Annotated in this window: 19 protein-coding genes; 10 read left to right on the top strand and 9 right to left on the bottom strand. The window is 41.0% G+C overall.

Features of this window, described 5'->3' with window-relative positions:
• Positions 1-97: 97 nt before the first annotated feature.
• From MHO82_RS00275 to nrdD, 3 genes are all read right to left on the bottom strand, one after another.
• Positions 98-307 (bottom strand): cold-shock protein, encoded by a 210-nt coding sequence (locus tag MHO82_RS00275; RefSeq protein ID WP_239181845.1) that lies wholly within the window; start codon positions 305-307, stop codon positions 98-100.
• A 329-nt stretch (positions 308-636) separates the two neighbouring features.
• Entirely contained in the window at positions 637-1,104 is a 468-nt protein-coding gene (gene nrdG / locus MHO82_RS00270; protein WP_239181844.1) for an anaerobic ribonucleoside-triphosphate reductase-activating protein, read from the bottom strand.
• A 36-nt stretch (positions 1,105-1,140) separates the two neighbouring features.
• Complete coding sequence (nrdD, locus tag MHO82_RS00265; protein WP_239181843.1) at positions 1,141-3,261, bottom strand: anaerobic ribonucleoside-triphosphate reductase; 2,121 nt, start codon at positions 3,259-3,261, stop codon at positions 1,141-1,143.
• 330 nt (positions 3,262-3,591) lie between these two features.
• Between nrdD and MHO82_RS25720 the strand changes: the two genes are divergently transcribed.
• The 4 genes from MHO82_RS25720 to MHO82_RS00250 all read left to right on the top strand — a co-directional run bounded on the left by MHO82_RS25720 (position 3,592) and on the right by MHO82_RS00250 (position 6,713).
• Positions 3,592-3,723 carry a hypothetical protein gene (locus MHO82_RS25720; protein WP_275440436.1) on the top strand — a complete coding sequence of 44 codons (132 nt, stop codon included), beginning with the start codon at positions 3,592-3,594 and terminating at the stop codon, positions 3,721-3,723.
• Between the two features lie 471 nt (positions 3,724-4,194).
• Positions 4,195-4,896, top strand: a complete 702-nt coding sequence (locus MHO82_RS00260) for a flagellar brake protein (RefSeq protein WP_239181842.1) — start codon at positions 4,195-4,197, stop codon at positions 4,894-4,896.
• A gap of 101 nt (positions 4,897-4,997) precedes the next feature.
• Entirely contained in the window at positions 4,998-5,789 is a 792-nt protein-coding gene (locus tag MHO82_RS00255) for an EAL domain-containing protein (protein ID WP_239181841.1), read from the top strand.
• Positions 5,790-5,942: 153 nt separating this feature from the next.
• Positions 5,943-6,713 (top strand): TSUP family transporter, encoded by a 771-nt coding sequence (locus MHO82_RS00250; protein WP_239181840.1) that lies wholly within the window; start codon positions 5,943-5,945, stop codon positions 6,711-6,713.
• Here the strand turns inward: MHO82_RS00250 and MHO82_RS00245 are convergent.
• Positions 6,673-7,518 (bottom strand): LysR family transcriptional regulator, encoded by an 846-nt coding sequence (locus MHO82_RS00245; RefSeq protein ID WP_239181839.1) that lies wholly within the window; start codon positions 7,516-7,518, stop codon positions 6,673-6,675. The genes MHO82_RS00250 and MHO82_RS00245 overlap by 41 nt on opposite strands.
• A 259-nt stretch (positions 7,519-7,777) precedes the next feature.
• Between MHO82_RS00245 and ylqF the strand changes: the two genes are divergently transcribed.
• On the top strand, positions 7,778-8,722 hold the full coding sequence (gene ylqF, locus MHO82_RS00240; RefSeq protein WP_239181838.1) for a ribosome biogenesis GTPase YlqF: 945 nt from the start codon (positions 7,778-7,780) through the stop codon (positions 8,720-8,722).
• A 163-nt stretch (positions 8,723-8,885) separates the two neighbouring features.
• On the opposite strand, the gene MHO82_RS00235 is transcribed toward ylqF, so the two are convergent.
• Entirely contained in the window at positions 8,886-9,317 is a 432-nt protein-coding gene (locus MHO82_RS00235; RefSeq protein ID WP_239181837.1) for a DUF2000 domain-containing protein, read from the bottom strand.
• 122 nt (positions 9,318-9,439) lie between these two features.
• Between MHO82_RS00235 and MHO82_RS00230 the strand changes: the two genes are divergently transcribed.
• Positions 9,440-9,883 carry an Lrp/AsnC family transcriptional regulator gene (locus tag MHO82_RS00230; RefSeq protein ID WP_239181836.1) on the top strand — a complete coding sequence of 148 codons (444 nt, stop codon included), beginning with the start codon at positions 9,440-9,442 and terminating at the stop codon, positions 9,881-9,883.
• Between the two features lie 38 nt (positions 9,884-9,921).
• On the opposite strand, the gene MHO82_RS00225 is transcribed toward MHO82_RS00230, so the two are convergent.
• The 3 genes from MHO82_RS00225 to MHO82_RS00215 form a co-directional block, all read right to left on the bottom strand.
• The gene (locus MHO82_RS00225; RefSeq protein WP_239181835.1) at positions 9,922-10,551 is read right to left on the bottom strand and encodes a transmembrane anchor protein; all 630 of its coding nucleotides are present in this window, start codon (positions 10,549-10,551) and stop codon (positions 9,922-9,924) included.
• Between the two features lie 11 nt (positions 10,552-10,562).
• On the bottom strand, positions 10,563-11,201 hold the full coding sequence (locus tag MHO82_RS00220) for a HupE/UreJ family protein (RefSeq protein ID WP_275440459.1): 639 nt from the start codon (positions 11,199-11,201) through the stop codon (positions 10,563-10,565).
• 222 nt (positions 11,202-11,423) lie between these two features.
• Entirely contained in the window at positions 11,424-12,401 is a 978-nt protein-coding gene (locus MHO82_RS00215; RefSeq protein WP_239182264.1) for a GTP-binding protein, read from the bottom strand.
• A gap of 569 nt (positions 12,402-12,970) precedes the next feature.
• On the opposite strand from MHO82_RS00215, the gene MHO82_RS00210 reads away from it, so the two are divergent.
• The 4 genes from MHO82_RS00210 (at position 12,971) to MHO82_RS00195 (ending at position 17,098) form a co-directional block, all read left to right on the top strand.
• Complete coding sequence (locus tag MHO82_RS00210) at positions 12,971-13,936, top strand: TDT family transporter (RefSeq protein WP_239181833.1); 966 nt, start codon at positions 12,971-12,973, stop codon at positions 13,934-13,936.
• A gap of 275 nt (positions 13,937-14,211) precedes the next feature.
• Positions 14,212-15,768 carry a PAS domain-containing methyl-accepting chemotaxis protein gene (locus MHO82_RS00205; RefSeq protein ID WP_239181832.1) on the top strand — a complete coding sequence of 519 codons (1,557 nt, stop codon included), beginning with the start codon at positions 14,212-14,214 and terminating at the stop codon, positions 15,766-15,768.
• Positions 15,769-15,915: 147 nt separating this feature from the next.
• The gene (locus MHO82_RS00200; protein WP_239181831.1) at positions 15,916-16,584 is read left to right on the top strand and encodes an FAD-dependent oxidoreductase; all 669 of its coding nucleotides are present in this window, start codon (positions 15,916-15,918) and stop codon (positions 16,582-16,584) included.
• A 13-nt stretch (positions 16,585-16,597) separates the two neighbouring features.
• Positions 16,598-17,098 (top strand): FAD-dependent oxidoreductase, encoded by a 501-nt coding sequence (locus tag MHO82_RS00195; RefSeq protein ID WP_239182263.1) that lies wholly within the window; start codon positions 16,598-16,600, stop codon positions 17,096-17,098.
• A gap of 50 nt (positions 17,099-17,148) precedes the next feature.
• On the opposite strand, the gene MHO82_RS00190 is transcribed toward MHO82_RS00195, so the two are convergent.
• Positions 17,149-17,541: a ribosome recycling factor family protein gene (locus MHO82_RS00190; protein WP_239181830.1), complete on the bottom strand. Its 393-nt coding sequence runs from the start codon at positions 17,539-17,541 to the stop codon at positions 17,149-17,151.
• Between the last annotated feature and the right edge of the window lie 168 nt (positions 17,542-17,709).

Here is a 17,709-nt window from a genome sequence, read left to right as displayed (position 1 = left end):
GAAATGAAACTACAAAAGCTATAAGAAAAGAATATAAGTCAGCAGGTATAAAAAATGCCGGCCTTAGCCAGCATTTTTAGAAGAATAAATCTTCGAATTATAAAGCAACTACGTTAGAAGCTTGTGGGCCTTTTTGGCCTTGCTCAGAGTCAAAAGAAACTTTTTGACCTTCAGCTAGAGTTTTGAAACCCTCAGAAGCGATAGCGCTGAAATGTACGAATACGTCTGCGCCGCCGTTATCTTGAGTGATGAAACCAAAACCTTTCTCTTCGTTGAACCACTTAACGATACCAGTTGATTTAGACATGAGTGTCTCCTAAATTTTCAAAAAATAATTCGCAAAAAAATGCGGGTATAGCCAAAAAAGAATTATTTATGTGATAAAAAACTTATGAAAGGAAATACTTCATGACAACAACTAGTAAAGCAGGTGTTCGAAGGTTTTCAAAAACATAATTTCGCATATAAATAGGTCTGAATTGCAGGCCGGGCAGAATAATACCAAAAAAAGCTTACTTGTACAGACTTAATTGTTCAAAAAATAATCAGTGTATTTTCTTAGCTCTAGAAATGAGAGATAACGCATTGTTTTAATGAGCTACCCCTCGCACTATTAATAAAAAACACTGAACAGAACTATGAGTTCAAACAATGTATGATCTGATTCTTACTGCCTCGCCACTTTAAAGAAGGGTCTGCTAAGTCCTGTTCAAACTTACCGTCAACTACAGTATCGATATACGGCAAAAGAAGCCTCTGCTCAGAGTTCAACTCTTCAAGCCGATAACCAGTCCATAACCAGATGTCTTTCCCTTCGCATTCCGTTTTGACACGTTGTACCAATCGATAAATGTCATTCAAATTGGTTGGGTGCAGTGGGTCTCCTCCCGACAGAGACAAACCTCGACGACGAATACGAGTATCATTTAAATCCGCAATAATTTGATCTTCAAGGGCTTGGGTAAACAAGTGCCCTGAATCCACCCGCCACGTCGCTTTGTTATAGCAACCTTTACATTGATGTATGCAACCAGAAACAAATAAAGTACAACGAGTTCCTGGCCCATTCACCACATCGACCCCATGGTATTGATGATAATTCATCGACTCTGCCTATCGTAATTCTATCTGCTTGCTTGGCTATAAATGCTTAACTCGGCGTTTTACTTCTTCTTGTTTACCAAAATTAAATGGCCTTGCATCTGGGCTACCTAAATAACCACACACACGACGAGTTACCGAGACTTTCGTCGAATCGTGATTACCGCATTTCGGGCACGTAAAGCCTTTACTGGTACACGAAAACTCCCCGGTATAACCACAGTCATAGCACTCATCAATTGGCGTATTAGTACCATAATAAGGCACACGGCTATAACTGTAATCCCAAACATCCTCCAACGCTTCCACGTTATTCTGCATATTTGGAAACTCCCCATAACAGATAAAACCACCATTTGAGATAGCAGGATATACCATCTCAAAATCAATCTTGTCATACGGGTTTACTTTCTTTTGTACATCTAGGTGAAAGCTGTTGGTGTAATAACCTTTATCGGTCACATCATCAATCACACCAAATTCTGCCGCATCTAACTTACAAAAACGACTGCATAAGTTTTCGCTTGGCGTCGCGTATAAGCTAAATCCATACCCTGTTTCTTGCTTCCATGAGTCTACCGCTTGTTTTAACACACTGAGCAGTTCCACCGACTTTTGACGCAACAGCTCATTATCGTAAACATGCTCGCTATGTTGATACAGTGCCGTAATGGTTTCATGTAAACCGATGTAACCTAATGAAATAGAAGCGCGATCATGCTTAAAAATCTCAGCAACGTTATCATCTGGGTTTAAACGTACCCCGCACGCGCCTTCCATATAAAGAATTGGAGCAACACGTGCTTTTACCCCTTCTAAACGGCTAATACGGGTTTCTAACGCACGGCGCGCTAAACTCAGGCGATTTTTCAACAGTTCATAAAACGCTTTTTCATTTCCATCAGCTTCAATTGCAATACGAGGAAGGTTTAGGCTCACTACCCCAATATTGCAGCGACCTTCATGTATTAGCTCGCCTTGCTCTTCATAAGCCCCTAAGAAGCTTCGACACCCCATTGGGGTTTTAAAAGAACCTGTAACGTTAACCACTTGATCATAATTTAAAATATCTGGGTACATTCGCTTAGAAGCACACTCCAACGCCAATGTTTTAATGTCGTAGTTTGGATCGGCTTTTTTATGGTTCAAGCCATCTTTAATCGCAAAGACCAATTTAGGAAACACCGCCGTTTTACTGTTTTTACCCAACCCTGCAATTCGGTTTTTCAAAATCGCTTGCTGAATTAAGCGAGATTCCCAGCTTGTACCCAAACCAAACCCAAAGGTGACAAACGGTGTTTGTCCATTCGCTGTGTGCAAGGTATTCACTTCATATTCCAACGATTGGAAAGCGTCGTAGCACTCTTTTTCTGTACGAACTTGAGCAAACGCCTTAGGGTTAGCTATCTCCCACTCTGTGGCTAGGGCGAAATGCTTTTCATAACTTATCGCCACATACGGCGCTAACACTTCATCAATTCGGTTAATGGTTGTTCCACCGTAAATATGGCTCGCAACCTGTGCAATAATTTGCGCCGTCACCGCTGTTGCCGTAGAGATTGATTTTGGCGTATCAATTTCCGCGTTACCCATTTTAAAACCACGCGTCAGCATGCCATCTAAATCAATCAGCATGCAGTTAAACATCGGGAAAAACGGAGCGTAATCTAAATCGTGATAATGGATTTCACCACGATCATGAGCCTGGACAATATCACGTGGTAAAATATGCTGTTTCGCGTAATGTTTGGCCACAATACCCGCCAGTAAATCACGCTGAGTAGGGATCACTTTACTGTCTTTATTAGCATTTTCATTGAGCAAATCAGCATTACTTTGTTCAATTAAACCTTGTATTTCTTGGCTTAAAGCACTTTTTTTCTCGCGCGCAAGATCTCTATCATGACGATATTCAATGTAAGAACGAGCAAGGCCTTTATATGGCCCCTGCATTAGCTGGTTTTCAACGGCGGTTTGAATGTCTTGAATATCCACTTCGGACTGTTGTTCAAATGATACTTCCACAGCATGGGCCACCAGCTCTGCGTACGCTTCTAGCTGTGCATCCACCGATTCCGCTGCCCCTAAAATGGCGGTAATAATACGGTCTCGATCAAATGGGGCTCGGTTACCATCACGCTTTGTCACTATCAGCTTCACAATCACTCCTTGTCATTACCGTGTCACAAAAACACTAAATAATGCACTTAAAATACAAACAAGACACAAGATGTGGGGTATTAGGCGAGATTTAAGAAAATAATACTTTGATCCAGATCAGTATTTCATCGCCCCTGAGTCAGCAATAAACGACAATGGGCCGTGTTTCTCATCCAAAGAAACAAACACCACCAACCAGGATATAAAAGATAAAACTGTTATAAACAAACGTTTTTTTTGTGCAGTTGCTCAAAGTTCTGCACGAGGAAGTTTCACTTCATCATTGAAACCAGTACAACGGAATATTGTAATCAATAGGGTGGATTTTATATGGACTTACTAACACCTAGCTTTGTCGTTCCAACCGACGATGAGATTATGGTTGCTTCACCAGATAGCTTATTTTCCGATGAGCATGAACTTGATAATCAGGACATTGTTGTTTTCACCAGTGACGATTAGATCACTTATGCCTTTAATCACATAACAAACAACTGATTAACCTACTTACTTTAAAGAGAGCGACGTTTGCTCTCTTTTACCTGCCACTCTTCTGAACGCCAGCACTCACTCTTCACAACAAATTCTTATTTTAAGCTAAACTCATAACTTCAGAGAATAACGTAAAATACTCGTACTTCCCCATAAAAAGAAAAAATAGCCAATACACTTCTTGTTTAATAGGCTGTAAAACATACAGATTGTTATTAACCTAACCCAATGTCAATTAAGAAAAAAGACACTAAGATCGGCATCAAGTTTGACATATTTCGACTAAATTTATGGATAAGGGGAAATTGTGACCAGCAGATAAAACAAACTTTGGGCTGACCATCAAAGAGTCGCAAGATATTTCAAAGTTAACTCTGTAATTGATTGATTCCCATCATGCTTAATATACAATCTGCTTACTAACAATGATATGAAGTAGATATGACAGCTGTAGTTCTAGAAAGTAACGAAGAAATTTTAAAACTCATGCATGTTGGCATGCGAGTTTTAGTGGAAGTAAATTGCCCTAATGGTGTTAAATCTCAAGCTACTTCGTATTTAATTGGTTACAAAAAAGACGAATTTATCCTAATAGATTATCCGGTTAGTAATGATCGTGAGTTTGATAAAATCTTTTTAGAAAACGCAGAACTTATTATTAGAGCCATTACGGATTCCAGCTTTCGTGATATCGTCGCATTCAAAGCCAAAGTCGAGTCTATTGTATATCGACCAACTAAAATGCTGTGTATTGAAATGCCAAAAAGCATGGCCAAGCGTAAAGTTCGCTCACACCCTAGGATCGATGCTAACCTTGCGGTAAAAATAGAGGTAAATGGTAAACATTTAACCGGGAAAATGCTGGATTATTCATTATCTGGATGTTGCTTAGAGCTATCCGTTGAACCACTACCTTGCGCAAACGAAGATAAGATCTCTCTGTCGCTACTGCCTGACAGTAATATTGAAGGTACCATCTCAGGCGCCATCATGAGCGTGACAGACAAAGAAGGCAATTACCATTTAGGTATTCAATTTAATGGTAACGAAGATCCAGCTCAGGTAGATCTAAAAAAAGCTGTTTACCAACACTGCTTATTTGAATCTTCCTCGCTTATTTTTTCAAGCGAAGAAACTGAGTAAAGTTCTTTGACTTCGTACGCACTTTCCCACTTTTACACTTCCTAATACCAAAAACTCAATTATTGTGTACCTTGTTAACATCAACAAGGTACCATCACCCTATGCTATTACAATCACGCGAAGGTTTTGAAACGTACCTACACCAATCTGACAGTGGTGAATATACCGCCATTTACCACGACATCGCTCTCACCAGTGTCTATCAACCAATTCTAGATAATAATGAAACCATCATTGGCTTTGAAGCCTTACTAAGATTGACCGATAAAAACGGTATCACCATTCCTCCGAATGTGTTTTTTCAATCCGATAATTACTCTTTTGAACATAAACTCAACGTAGAAAGGCTCAGCCGAACCATACACATTCGAAATTTTGCGCCCTACTCTTGCAATCAAAAACTATTTTTAAACGTATTACCTGAAGCGGCCAATCTCTCGTTACACCACCCATTCAATAACCGATTGCTTGCCAACCGACTGATTGAGTTAGGCTTATTACCTAACAACATTATCCTTGAGATCGTAGAACACTTTTGCCTACACGAGTCTAAACTCAAACAAGCAGTAGAAGACATGAAGCAAAGGGGCTTTAAAATCGCCATTGATGATTATGGTATGGATGCTTCTTGTGAAGCGCGTGTCAGTCGACTGTCTCCCGATATTTTAAAAATGGATCGTACTTTACTGCTTAAATACGAAAGTGGAGATACCGAACCACTTCTTTCTGCCATTAAGCTGGCAAAAACCATACAAGCCAAAACCATCATTGAAGGCATTGAAACCAAAGAACAACTCAACGCCGTTAAACAACTCGATATTGACTATTTTCAAGGCTACTATTTCGGCATGCCGGATAAGCTACCTCATTCGCCTTCAATAAGATCCTTATGAAATCTCCCAATAGTCACTCTTCTGTTTTAACCACTTATTTTTCATATTAATTCCAAAAAGGAATAGATCCCTGTCGTTTCTTTCACTTTTTCCAAGCCTCTAGCAATGATAATTTCCTGCCTATCTTTTCTCATGCTGTAAATGAGCTTACCAATGGAATTCTCTTTTGATGTTTTTGCGCTGCTTTTCCTCGTTGCAGGATTAGCCGGTTTTATTGATGCCATTGCGGGTGGCGGAGGGCTGCTTACTGTTCCTGCCCTATTGGCCGCAGGCGTGTCACCCACTCAGGCACTGGCGACCAACAAGCTACAAAGCTCGTTTGGCAGCTTTTCTGCCTCATGGTATTTCGTGCGTAATGGCATTGTTAACCTAAAAGAGATGAAAGTAGCCATTACATGTACCTTTATAGGGGCCGCATTAGGGGCCGAATTAGTGCAAACCATTGATGCGGGATTACTCACCAGTATTATTCCAGCTCTGTTAGTGTGTATTTCTCTGTACTTTTTGCTCGCTCCGCAAGCTGGCACAGGCGGTGGAACACCCAAACTGCCTGAAAACATGTTTGCCTTAAGCGTCGGTACAGGCATCGGGTTTTACGATGGCTTTTTTGGCCCAGGAACTGGCTCGTTATTCACCATTTGTTTTGTGGCAATCGCACAACTTGGCATTATAGAAGCCACCGCGCGAACTAAGGTGCTCAATTTCACCTCTAACTTTGCGGCCCTGCTCTTTTTTATTCTGGCTGGTTTGCCAATTTGGGAGCTTGGCCTAGTCATGGCGGTGGGTGGTTTCTTTGGCGCACGCATGGGAGCAAAAGTCGTTGTCACAAAAGGCAGAAAGCTCATTCGCCCTATGGTCGTCACCATCTCGATGTTAATGGCAGCTAAGCTATTGTGGGAACAACATCCGCAATGGTTTCAATAAGGTGCCTGACCCGCTCTGATTTATAACTATTTCGGCGATAGCATAAATGCACGGGACGGGTCAGTTCATCTAAAAAGTCAAAATGGTGGCAATACTGCTCCGAAATAGCCAAAGTTTTAATAATTGACATAGGTACAAGGGCTGGGGCCATCCCTCCAAGGGCTAATTGAGCCGTGGCCGTATATGAGTCCATTTCCATTAATCGAGAGATACCTGCCTTTTGCAGCACACCTGCTTGATAAGTATTAGCGGGATTTTTTAAATCATTAGTGAGCAAACCTGTCGGCTGGGTAATCAATGGAGCTTTGCTTACCACAGAAAATTGCTCATCAAACAGGTGCTGAATTGCCAATCCATGTTGTGGTGGTAAATGGCCAGCACAAAACCCTATTGTCGCTTCACCAGATTGGACTCGCTCGACAATAACAGGCGTGTGGTGCGTGGTAATCGAAAGGTATTTGTCATAATGAATATACTTACCCATAAGCTCACCTAAATACCCTGCCACTAAGGTTTCTGAACACGCAAGAGAAATCATCGTGTGATCTTCAACAGCTTGCTGTTCAAAGATCAGCCCTTTGATTTCGCTAAAGCTAGGGCCAACATTGTCAATCAATATCTGTGCTTCCGCCGTTAACTTAATGTAACGCCCTACAGGTTCAATTAATTTTTTCCCCATTCGCTTTTCAAGATTCGCAATACGTTTACTCACCGCAGACTGGCTAATGTATAAACGGCTTCCCGCTTTACTCATGGTGCCTTCTTTAGCAAGTACCAGTAATGTTTCAATCCCTTCAAGTAACACAGCATCATCCATCATTGAAATTTGGGAATTAATATAATGCTCAAGGTAGCCAAACGCCAGATATAGGGGGAAGATTTATTTTTCACCCCCAAGGCGACGACAATAACAAATACTTTAGAAAAAGAGTGCAGTATCAGACCGAAGCCGAAAATGATATATTAACAACATACTCACGCTCTTACTTTCTATGCCGATAACGTAAAACACATAGTTAGTATCCTGCCAAGAGCGAACAGCAAAATAAAAGGTTATTTTTCAAATGGTTAACAGTTCAATTCAATGGTTCCCTGGCCACATGCACAAGGCACGAAAAGAAATCGAAGAAGTCGTGCCTAAAATTGATGTCATCATTGAAGTTTTGGATGCGCGTATTCCTTTCAGTAGTGAAAACCCTCTTATCTCATCCATTCGTGGTGATAAGCCTTGTGTAAAAGTGCTTAATAAACGCGATCTGTCTGATCCAGAGCTAACCGACCTTTGGATTGAACACTTTGAAAAAGAACAAAGTGTTAAAGCAATGGCTATCACAACGGATAACCCAGCCGAAGTGCATAAGATCATGGAACTGTGCCGTAAGCTGGCTCCACACCGTGAAGACATGGGCAAAAACATTCGTACCATGATCATGGGCATTCCTAATGTAGGCAAGTCTACCATTATTAACACCCTAGCCGGACGCACCATTGCTGTAACGGGTAACCAACCTGCCGTGACTCGCCGTCAGCAACGCATTAATCTACAAAATGGTATTGTCCTTTCGGATACCCCTGGGATCTTATGGCCTAAAGTTGAAAACCCGCACAGTGGTTTCCGTTTAGCCGCAACAGGCGCTGTTAAAGACACGGCAATGGAATACGATGAAGTTGCGTTTTACACGGTAGAGTTCTTAGCTAAACAATACCCAGAGCGTTTAAAAGAGCGTTACCAGTTGGAAGAGCTACCAGAGTCTGATTTAGAACTGATGGAAGCCATTGGTCGCAAACGTGGTTGCTTACGCGCTGGTGGCCGAGTGGATCTGCATAAAGCATCTGAAATTCTGCTGCATGAACTTCGTAACGGTACATTGGGCCAAATTACCCTAGAGCTGCCAGAGATGATCACCAAAGAACTGGTTGAAGTTGAAGAAGCAGCCGCATTGAAATTAGAGCAACAAATCAAGAAAAAAGAAGAACGCCGTAAACGCTACCTACGGAATAAGCGTTAATTGAAATTAAGGTGACGACTAAAGGAGGCTATCGAGATTTACAAGGAACTGTGTCATTCTTGTATTCCCGCTAGCTTCTGAGTCGTCAATTCAAATCATCGCTAGACAACACTAGCGATGAAATCGAACCGCTCTACCTGCTCTCTTAAAAAGCATAGGTAGACTATTTATACAGACTAAATTTCTTTGTTATTTCTCGAATTACTTCTGTTTCACCAAATAGGCATATCCCCAAGTAATTCAGATCTGATTCCAGCGTTTCTTTTGTCAGAGACTGCTGCACCATTGAACCGCCTTCAATCATGGTATGAGTAAAAACAGTAAATTTAATCCCTCTCTCAATCGCTTCTTCTCTCACTTTCCGGATTTTATTGGAGTTGTCTGCTTTCAAAACAATATATGGGTAGTGGGATACATTGCGGTGTAGATTATTACTCTGATCCTCATAGTCAACGTAAACCGCATCATCAGGTGCAAGTAAACTCGACAAACCAACGCTAATGTGGCCAAGAACATTAACTGTACGCCCAATATCCATTTTTTTATTCAAAACCGCTACAAATCTTTTTTTCGTTTCATCTGGTAGGTTATTCATTCACTGACCTTATTAGCTAAAGCATAACTTATGTGATTGTTAAATCTACTATATATAGCTTTACACGAAATGTGCTTGCATATATTGTTTTGATTAAGCTAATTGCACAACAAAAGTGACATATGGATAGGTATAACGAAAGAATATTGCAAGAACTAACCAGCAATGGAAAAATCACAAATGCAGAACTGGCACAAAAAATAGGCCTCTCAGCATCCGCATGTTTACGCCGCGTACAAGAGTTAGAAAATAAAGGGATCATTAAAGGCTATCGTGCAGTTTTAAACCACGAAGCGCTTGGCCGTGGTTTTGTTGCCTACGTTACAGTTGGCCTTTCTACACATACAAGTGAAGCACAAAAAAGGTTTGAAGAGGCCATTTTTCTATCACATGAAGTGATTGAGTGCCATAACGTAACAGGCAGTTTTGAATACTTATTGCGTGTAGAAACGACAGACTTAAAGAGCTACAAAATATTTCACTCCGAAACCCTTGGAATGCTTCCTCACATTGCAACGATTACCACTCATATGGTCATGGAATCAACGAAAGATGAGCGGGCATAAACGCAATCTTTTTGTCTTCCTATAATAGTATTACAGCCTTACAACTGTTTAATCGCAAAAAATTGCCCTTTCACTTCCAATGTGACTTTCACAGGCTCTTCAGTTCTGTTTCGCCAATACCAACCATGAAGCCCCGAAAATGCCGCATAAAGTTCCCCTTTTTGCTCAGCGACACCTTTGCCTTTTTCATAGCTATGATAGAAATCTGTCGGTGCATTATAAGGATCGCCATGTAAGTCGTAGTTCAAAGCCGAGCCATTGGCAGTCCAATAAAAGTAGACTTTATTCCCTTCCAACATTTCAAGTTTCACTTCTGTTGATTGGTTAGGGCCTAACACCAAACTCAGCACCTCTTCTTTTTCTTCATCATAAACAATCAAAGAGCTCTCACTACTCTTAGTGGGGTCATTTTGGTCTGTTTTTGACACCTCATGGCCGTGATGATCTTTATGCTTTTCTTGTTCGAAATCGGCTTTCATTTCCCCCATTTCTTTTAAGCCCAGTATCCGCCCAACTCCTGTGGGATCAACCCCATATTCAGCAGGAATGATAACGGTGAGCAACAATACGATCGCCACTACAAGAGCAATAGCCGTTGATTTTAGTAACTGCATCGCACTTGGGGTTGGCAACTCTGATCCAGAGTCCTTCTTATTAAATTCTGACATAAATAGTGATCTCATCCCTGAATAATAAAGCCGATAAATTGATATCCCATCAACATGAAACCTAAGCTCATCATCACAACATTGGTGGTATATGCCTGACGATAAAAATGCCCACTTAACCTCCAGAACCCCATCACAATAAGAATGGCCGATAACGCAAGTATTTGCCCTAACTCCACACCAATATTAAAAAAGATAAGATTATAGACAAGCCCATAAGAGGAAATATCAAATTCTTGAATTTTAGTGGCTAATCCAAATCCATGAATTAAGCCAAATAGTAAGGTCGCCAACTTAGTGTCAGGTTGAATACCAAACCAAACCTTGAATGCACCTAAATTATCCAGCGCTTTGTACACCACAGAAAAGCCAATAATCATATCAATCAAATAAGCGCTCATTGAAATATGAGCAAGTACACCTGATAACAAGGTAATAGTATGACCGATAGCAAACAGGGAAACATACAAGACGATATCTTTAAGGCGATAAATAAAAAAAATCACCCCAAATAAGAAAAGTAGATGGTCATACCCCGTAACCATGTGTTTGGCACCCAAATAAATAAACGGCCCAGGCAATATTCCGCTACTTTCATGAATAAAGCCTTTATCCCCTTCTGGTACTCCATGAGCAATAGCTTCAGGCATAAAGAAGGTAAGAAAAGCACCAAAAAAAACAAAAATAAAACCGAAAAGAATTCTCGCAGACAATGAGCTTCGCTCACCCATGAGCAATTTACACATCCAATTTAGTCCCTTAGCAAAAGTATCTTTAAGCATAGGCAACAAATTAGAAATTAAGATAGAGTTTTAACGAGGAAAAATAGAAAGGCAAAGACCACACCCTTTGCCTTAAACATTGAAGGAAGATCAAGATTGGCTAATAGACAGTAAAACCTTTTCTAACTGCTGCCAATCTAACAAGCTATCATCAATCACTTCAATGCGTGATTCCAAACCTTCTAGCGATAACTCATTCACTGACACCACTTGGTTGGCGACATTAAAAGCAAAACAGCCTTTGTCGGTATTCACAACCGCTTTTACGCGCTCTGCTGTTAATGCTGAAAATACAGAAAACAGCTCTGAGAAATCAAAACTGTATTCAGCACCAAAGAACCAACCACAACTGTAAAAACCTTGGCCTTTATTTTCTTTACGAACATATGTTTGGCCTGGGGCTAGCTCAAAGTTAGGTACGTCTGCCTCATAGTGATGCTCATACGCTTTTTGAGATGGCGCCGTTTCAATATGGCGACTCTGATCCAACCAAGATAAATCAAACGTACCTTGCTCCACTTTTCCAAAAGCCGATTTAGCTGGAGACTGACGGGATACCCAATCATCAAATAGAAGCGCATCATATTCTGTGTATTGATCAGCTTTATTAGCCACCACGACATCGGCCACAGCAAGCTGATCTTGGAAGTTCGAATTTTCCGTATATTTCGTATCCGATAAATTACGAGCATCCACTAACGCCACAGTCGCTTTCAGATCTATATAAGGCTCATATTGAGGTGACGTTAAAATTCCAATGATCTCTTTAGGATGCCCAAGCCCCGTTGGCTCAATAATCAGCCTGTCTGGTTTTTGTCTTAATAATGCATTAATACCCACAGACATAGGCAAACCAGCCGCACAGCACATACAGCCACCCGGTACTTCTTTAACTAGAGCGCCCTGCTCACTTAAAAAAGCCCCATCAATACCGACTTCACCAAATTCATTAACCAAAATAGCCCAAGACTCGTTTTCTGGCTTATTTTTTAATAAATTTAAAATGGCGGTCGTTTTACCCACACCAAGAAAACCAGTGATAATGTTCGCTGGCACTTTCTGTGACATAGCTGCTTGTGACATAGCGGTGATTCCTTTACAAAAATATTTTTGTATTGTCACACAGAACAAGAAAAGCCGCACTGTGATCGTGCGGCTTTGAGGTTGTAAAATCTCTTGGTGTACCTACACAGCACACCAGTAACGCTTTGACTAATGCCTTGTATAATGCTCATACGTTAGCAGTGCGGTGATGGCTTGTAGCGTGATGCGCTCAGTTGTTACCATCGATTCGACTATAATTACAAGGTCTTACATACTTAGGAACCAAATTGTGGTGATACGGCTATCTACTTACAATTCATCCTCCGTGGTGAATGGTCTATGCTCTATTCTGCTGCCTTATCACCTTTTAAATATGGCTCAGATCCCTCATTCTGCCACCTAAAATAGGCAGAAATTTTGTTATCTTGATCACTATTTCAGCTTTTTGTTACGCCCAAATAATGAATAATGTAGAAACTAGTCTGTAAAAGATAATATTCCGATTTTAACTGTATAAAAACTGAATAACTTCAGGCTAAATATAAAATCCAAATCTAAGCCAGATAAAAACCAAATTAATAAAGGATAAACACGTGAATTTTGGCCGTTTTTCTTATTTCAAACACATTCCAACGGCACAGGCATCACTGGCTCTGGGCATTATTGGTTTAGGTTTGGTCTGGTCATTGTATTTTCCTGAAGTAGCGCCTATTTTCCGACCTTTATGTGCCGTATTAGGCGCGCTTTTGTTATTGCCCGTTTTACTAAAGTATATTTTTTCACCAAACCTATTTATACAAGATCTCAGAAACCCTCTTAACGGCAGTTTAATGGCTCCAATGAGCATGGCTCTGCTGATATTGTGTGACTATATCGCGACCCTTAACCACACTGTCGCTCAGTTCATTTGGTTTATTGCTTTATCGCTTCATTTAACCCTAATGGTGCTCTTTTTCTGCTTTCAGATCAGCAGTTTTAAAATCACCAATATGGTCCCCAGTTGGTTTTTGTACCCCGTTGGTGCCATTAGTGGCACACTGGCAGGCTCTCAATTAGGCCATGTCGAATTTGCCCAAAACATGGCGATGATCTGCATTTCCATTTATTTTGTCATGCTGCCTATTATTTTGTATCGGTTGGTTTTTTCAGGCCGATTGCCCAGAAAAGCGCGCCCAACTTTAGCCATTATGGCGGCTCCCGTAAACTTATCGCTCACCGCTTATTTACAAAACTTCCCGAACCCTGACCCCATCCTCTCTGGAGCATTAGCTGGTATTGCCATCACTATGACGTTGCTGGTTTATCTGTGCTATATCAATCTGCTCACGTTGAAATTCCAGCCATCCATTGCAGCAGTCACCTTCCCCTCTGTGATTAGTGCAGTCGCCATGGAGCGTTTAACCTCATGGTTTGCTTCAGACCACCCACAGTGGGTTTGGTTACACCAATTTGGCTTGTTTGAATTGCTCATTGCTACCGGATTAGTCATTTGGGTATCTGTTGGCTACGTTAGAATGTACTGGCCTAAACAAGTCGTCATTAACAAAGGAGCAGCATAGACGGCAGAGCTCGGCAAAAATGGCTACTCGGTCACTGCTCTTTCTCCCTTCAAAAGCGAAAAAACACGACCCAAGATGCACTTACATGCATAATTTTTAGCATTAAAAACCACTTATCGTCAGATATACCAAATAAAAAATTAAAAATAAAAAGAAAGTGAAAACAACCTATAACGCACAATAAAACAGCGTGTAATTTTATACAAGACATGATCTATATCAATATTTTGTATATTTGGGTAAGATTTATGTGATTTTTCACTATTGATATTATTATGAATAACGAAACTGAATATACATATCCAAGCCATTACAACCTTCTTTCTATTACCGATACATCCAGCCAAATCAAATACGCCAGCCCACACTTTAATGAAGTGGCAGGCTACAACGATGGCGAGTTAGAAGGACATGCCCACAATATTGTTCGTCATCCAGATATGCCAAAAGCAGCTTTTAATGATTTATGGTCACATCTGAAATCCGGCAATCATTGGATGGGGATGGTAAAAAACAGACGTAATGGTGGCGGTTATTATTGGGTCGATGCTTTTGCGTCTCCAATAAAACGTAATGGTGACGTTGTCGAATATCAATCAGTGCGTTTCCACCCTAAGCCTGAATACATTAAAAGAGCCGATTCTGCTTACGCTAAATTACGTAACCACAAAACGCCGTTGCGACTAAAGCTGCCTAGAACGCGTCTGTGGCAACGCTGCTCACTGGCTTTTTTACTGATCTCGGTATTTTCTTACTGGCTTACCACAACAGTTAGCCCTGAAGTTGGTCTTGGTAGCTTTCTTGGCTTATCGATCGTTTCTGTATTTTTATTAACAAGAGAGCTTGAAGCATTAGCGAAACAATCGAGAAAAGTATTCAATAATCCACTGATGGAGCTTATCTACAACGGCAAGGTTAATGATATCTCTGAGATCCAACTTGCAATGAAGATGCATGAATACCAAGGAAAAGCCTTGATGGGACGCATCAACGTGTCGGTCATGGATCGCTGTGAAGAAACCTTGAAAAACGCAGACAATGCCACCAATAACGGGCTTGCAGTGGCAAACAACTTAAATGAGCAAAAAAGCGAAATTGATATGGTTGCAACAGCCATGAATGAAATGCAGGCATCATCAATTGAAATTTCTCAAAATGCACAAAGCACGTCGGATGCAGCTCTAGAAGCACAAAAAGCCATGGAAACGGGGCTAAAATCGGTCGATGAAGCGCACCAAACGGTTTTAAATTTAGCCTCCGAGCTAAAAACTATTACTGATATTGTCAACAGCCTAGACAAACAAAGCCAACAAATTGGAACAGTGGTGGACGTAATCAATGGTATTGCAGATCAAACCAATTTACTTGCCTTGAATGCTGCTATTGAAGCAGCGCGTGCTGGAGAATCTGGTCGAGGTTTTGCTGTGGTTGCGGGTGAAGTGAGAACACTGGCACAGCGCACGCAAACTTCTACTACAGAAATTCAATCTGTTATCGAGCAAATCCAACAAGGTACCTCGGTAGCCGTAAATGCACTTAAAGCGGGCAATACTAGCTCAGATAGCAGTGTGGAGCAGATCACTGATACCGCTAAACGAATCAATGAGTTGGAAAAGATCATTCACAATATGTCCGATCAAAATCAACAAATTGCGGTCGCTATTGAAGAACAAGTCGCAGTAACGAATGAAGTGAATGAGAACATTCAATCCATTAATTTCAAATACACGACATCTTACGATTTAATGAATAAAACCACCGAAATGAACAAAGATGTGCAAAAAAGCACTCAGCAGCTCATCTCCATGGTGGAGAACTTCTCAGAATCCTAACGGACTTCTATTCAATAGCAAACACGGCTCTGAATAATCAGGGCCGTTTTTTATTTAACATGAACCTAATGCACTGTGCCCCCAAACAAAATAAGCTACCCTCGTTGTAAATAATAAGGAAGCTACCGTCATTTAAGGGGCGAAAGAATGGAAAGAAGAAACGTCATTAAACTGTGTGCCTTGCTTGGGCTCTCTTCCCAAAGCGCATTTGCTTTTACGTCTGCTTTTAAATCAAAAGAACGTGCCAAATACCAAGGTGAAGTCATTATTCTCGGGGCTGGCGCTGCTGGCCTTAGTGCTGGATATTTACTGCACCAACTAGGTACTCCTTTTCGTATCCTAGAAAGTGCGTCAAGCTACAGCGGACGCATGAAGCACACAACCGAATTTGCCGACTTCCCTATTTCACGGGGTGGAGAATGGCTACATGTGACCCCCAACGTTCTCACCCAAGCAGTGAATAACCCCGATGTAGATGTAAACGTCACATTAAAAGATTATGAATCTACAGATACCAGTGGCTACTTTGATGGTGAAACACTCACGATTGAAAAATTAGGCTACTTTGGCACTTCTAACGATAAAAAATTTGTGGGCTCAAGTTGGCTACACTTTTTCGAAACATACATTATTCCCACCGTTCAGCCCTATATCAGCTTTAATACTCAAGTATCACACCTAAACTACAGCGGTAAACGCATCTTACTTGAAGACGCCAAAGAAAGACTCTACCAGGCAGATAAAGTAATTGTGACTGTGCCTCTACAAACATTAAAAAAACAGAGACCTCGCCTTTTCCCCACCACTTCCCAGTAATAAAAGCAAAGCAATACAAGAGGCCCCCGTTTGGACGGGCATAAAGGTATTCATTGAATTTAAACAGCCTTTCTATCCAACTTTTTTACACTTTTCCGACAGCGATAATAGTTCTGGGCAGCGCCTGTATTACGATGCCTCTTATGGTCAGTACACCACATCTTACATACTCGGACTATTTGCGGTGGGTGAGCAAGCTAAGGTCTATCAAGCATTTAAAGGGGAAGTATTACGCGATCACATTTTGCAGGAACTTGATATCGTGTTTGATGGTAAAGCATCAAAGTATTACGTAAAACACATTGCCCAAAACTGGGAAGCGGAACCCTTTATTCATTCAGCTTACCTTTCGGATAATGCACCAAGCCACCTCTCAAACACCTTATTTCAGCCCATCGATAATAAGATTTTTTTCTGCGGGGAAGCCTACACCAAAGAAGATGATTGGGGCGGCGTACACAATGCTATTCAAGCTGCACACAATACGGTTGATGAACTACTAAATCATAAATAACTAACCAGCAAACATAGCCTCAGGGAAGAGGTAAAATAATGCGGGAATACCTAAAAAGAATCAACAGCAAAGCGAGCAGCTCTGGCTTGGGAAATAGAGCAGTTTGTCTTTTGCATTAACTCCGCCAACGTCACATTTGGGTTTTGGCTAACTAAACGCTTTAATACCCCTTCCATGGTTTCCGGCTTTTCCAACGGTAGTGCCACACCAGACTCTAATTTTTTCACAATAAAGCGCATCGCTTCGGCATCAAAACCCGCTAACGTTACCATCAATTTTTCCAGTGAAGCTGGCTCACCAGTTATCTGCCAATGCCGGGAGCGGCGAATTCTTTTTATTTGGCACTCACAACCAGTGGCGAGTTGCTTGGCTATTTTCGCATTTTCTCCACCAATTCGGTGAATCAGTGAAGGTAGCTGGATGGTTATTTTGGTATCCGTCATATCCTTAATTCTTTGCTTTTATCCGAAGAAAACAACAATGCCCGCTAACATAGCTGATCCAAACCAAATATAAACAAAAACATAAAAATAAGGCCCATGCATTTATGCCTGAGCCAAGGAAGTGCTGATTGGTAGCTGTTAACCTCTGCTTTAAATCTAGAAGTTTGA

The sequence above is a fragment of the Vibrio sp. Of7-15 genome, from assembly GCF_022347565.1.
Lineage (GTDB): Bacteria > Pseudomonadota > Gammaproteobacteria > Enterobacterales > Vibrionaceae > NORP241.
Note: the sequence above shows the minus strand (reverse complement) of the source record. Positions and strands in the feature narration are given on the sequence as shown.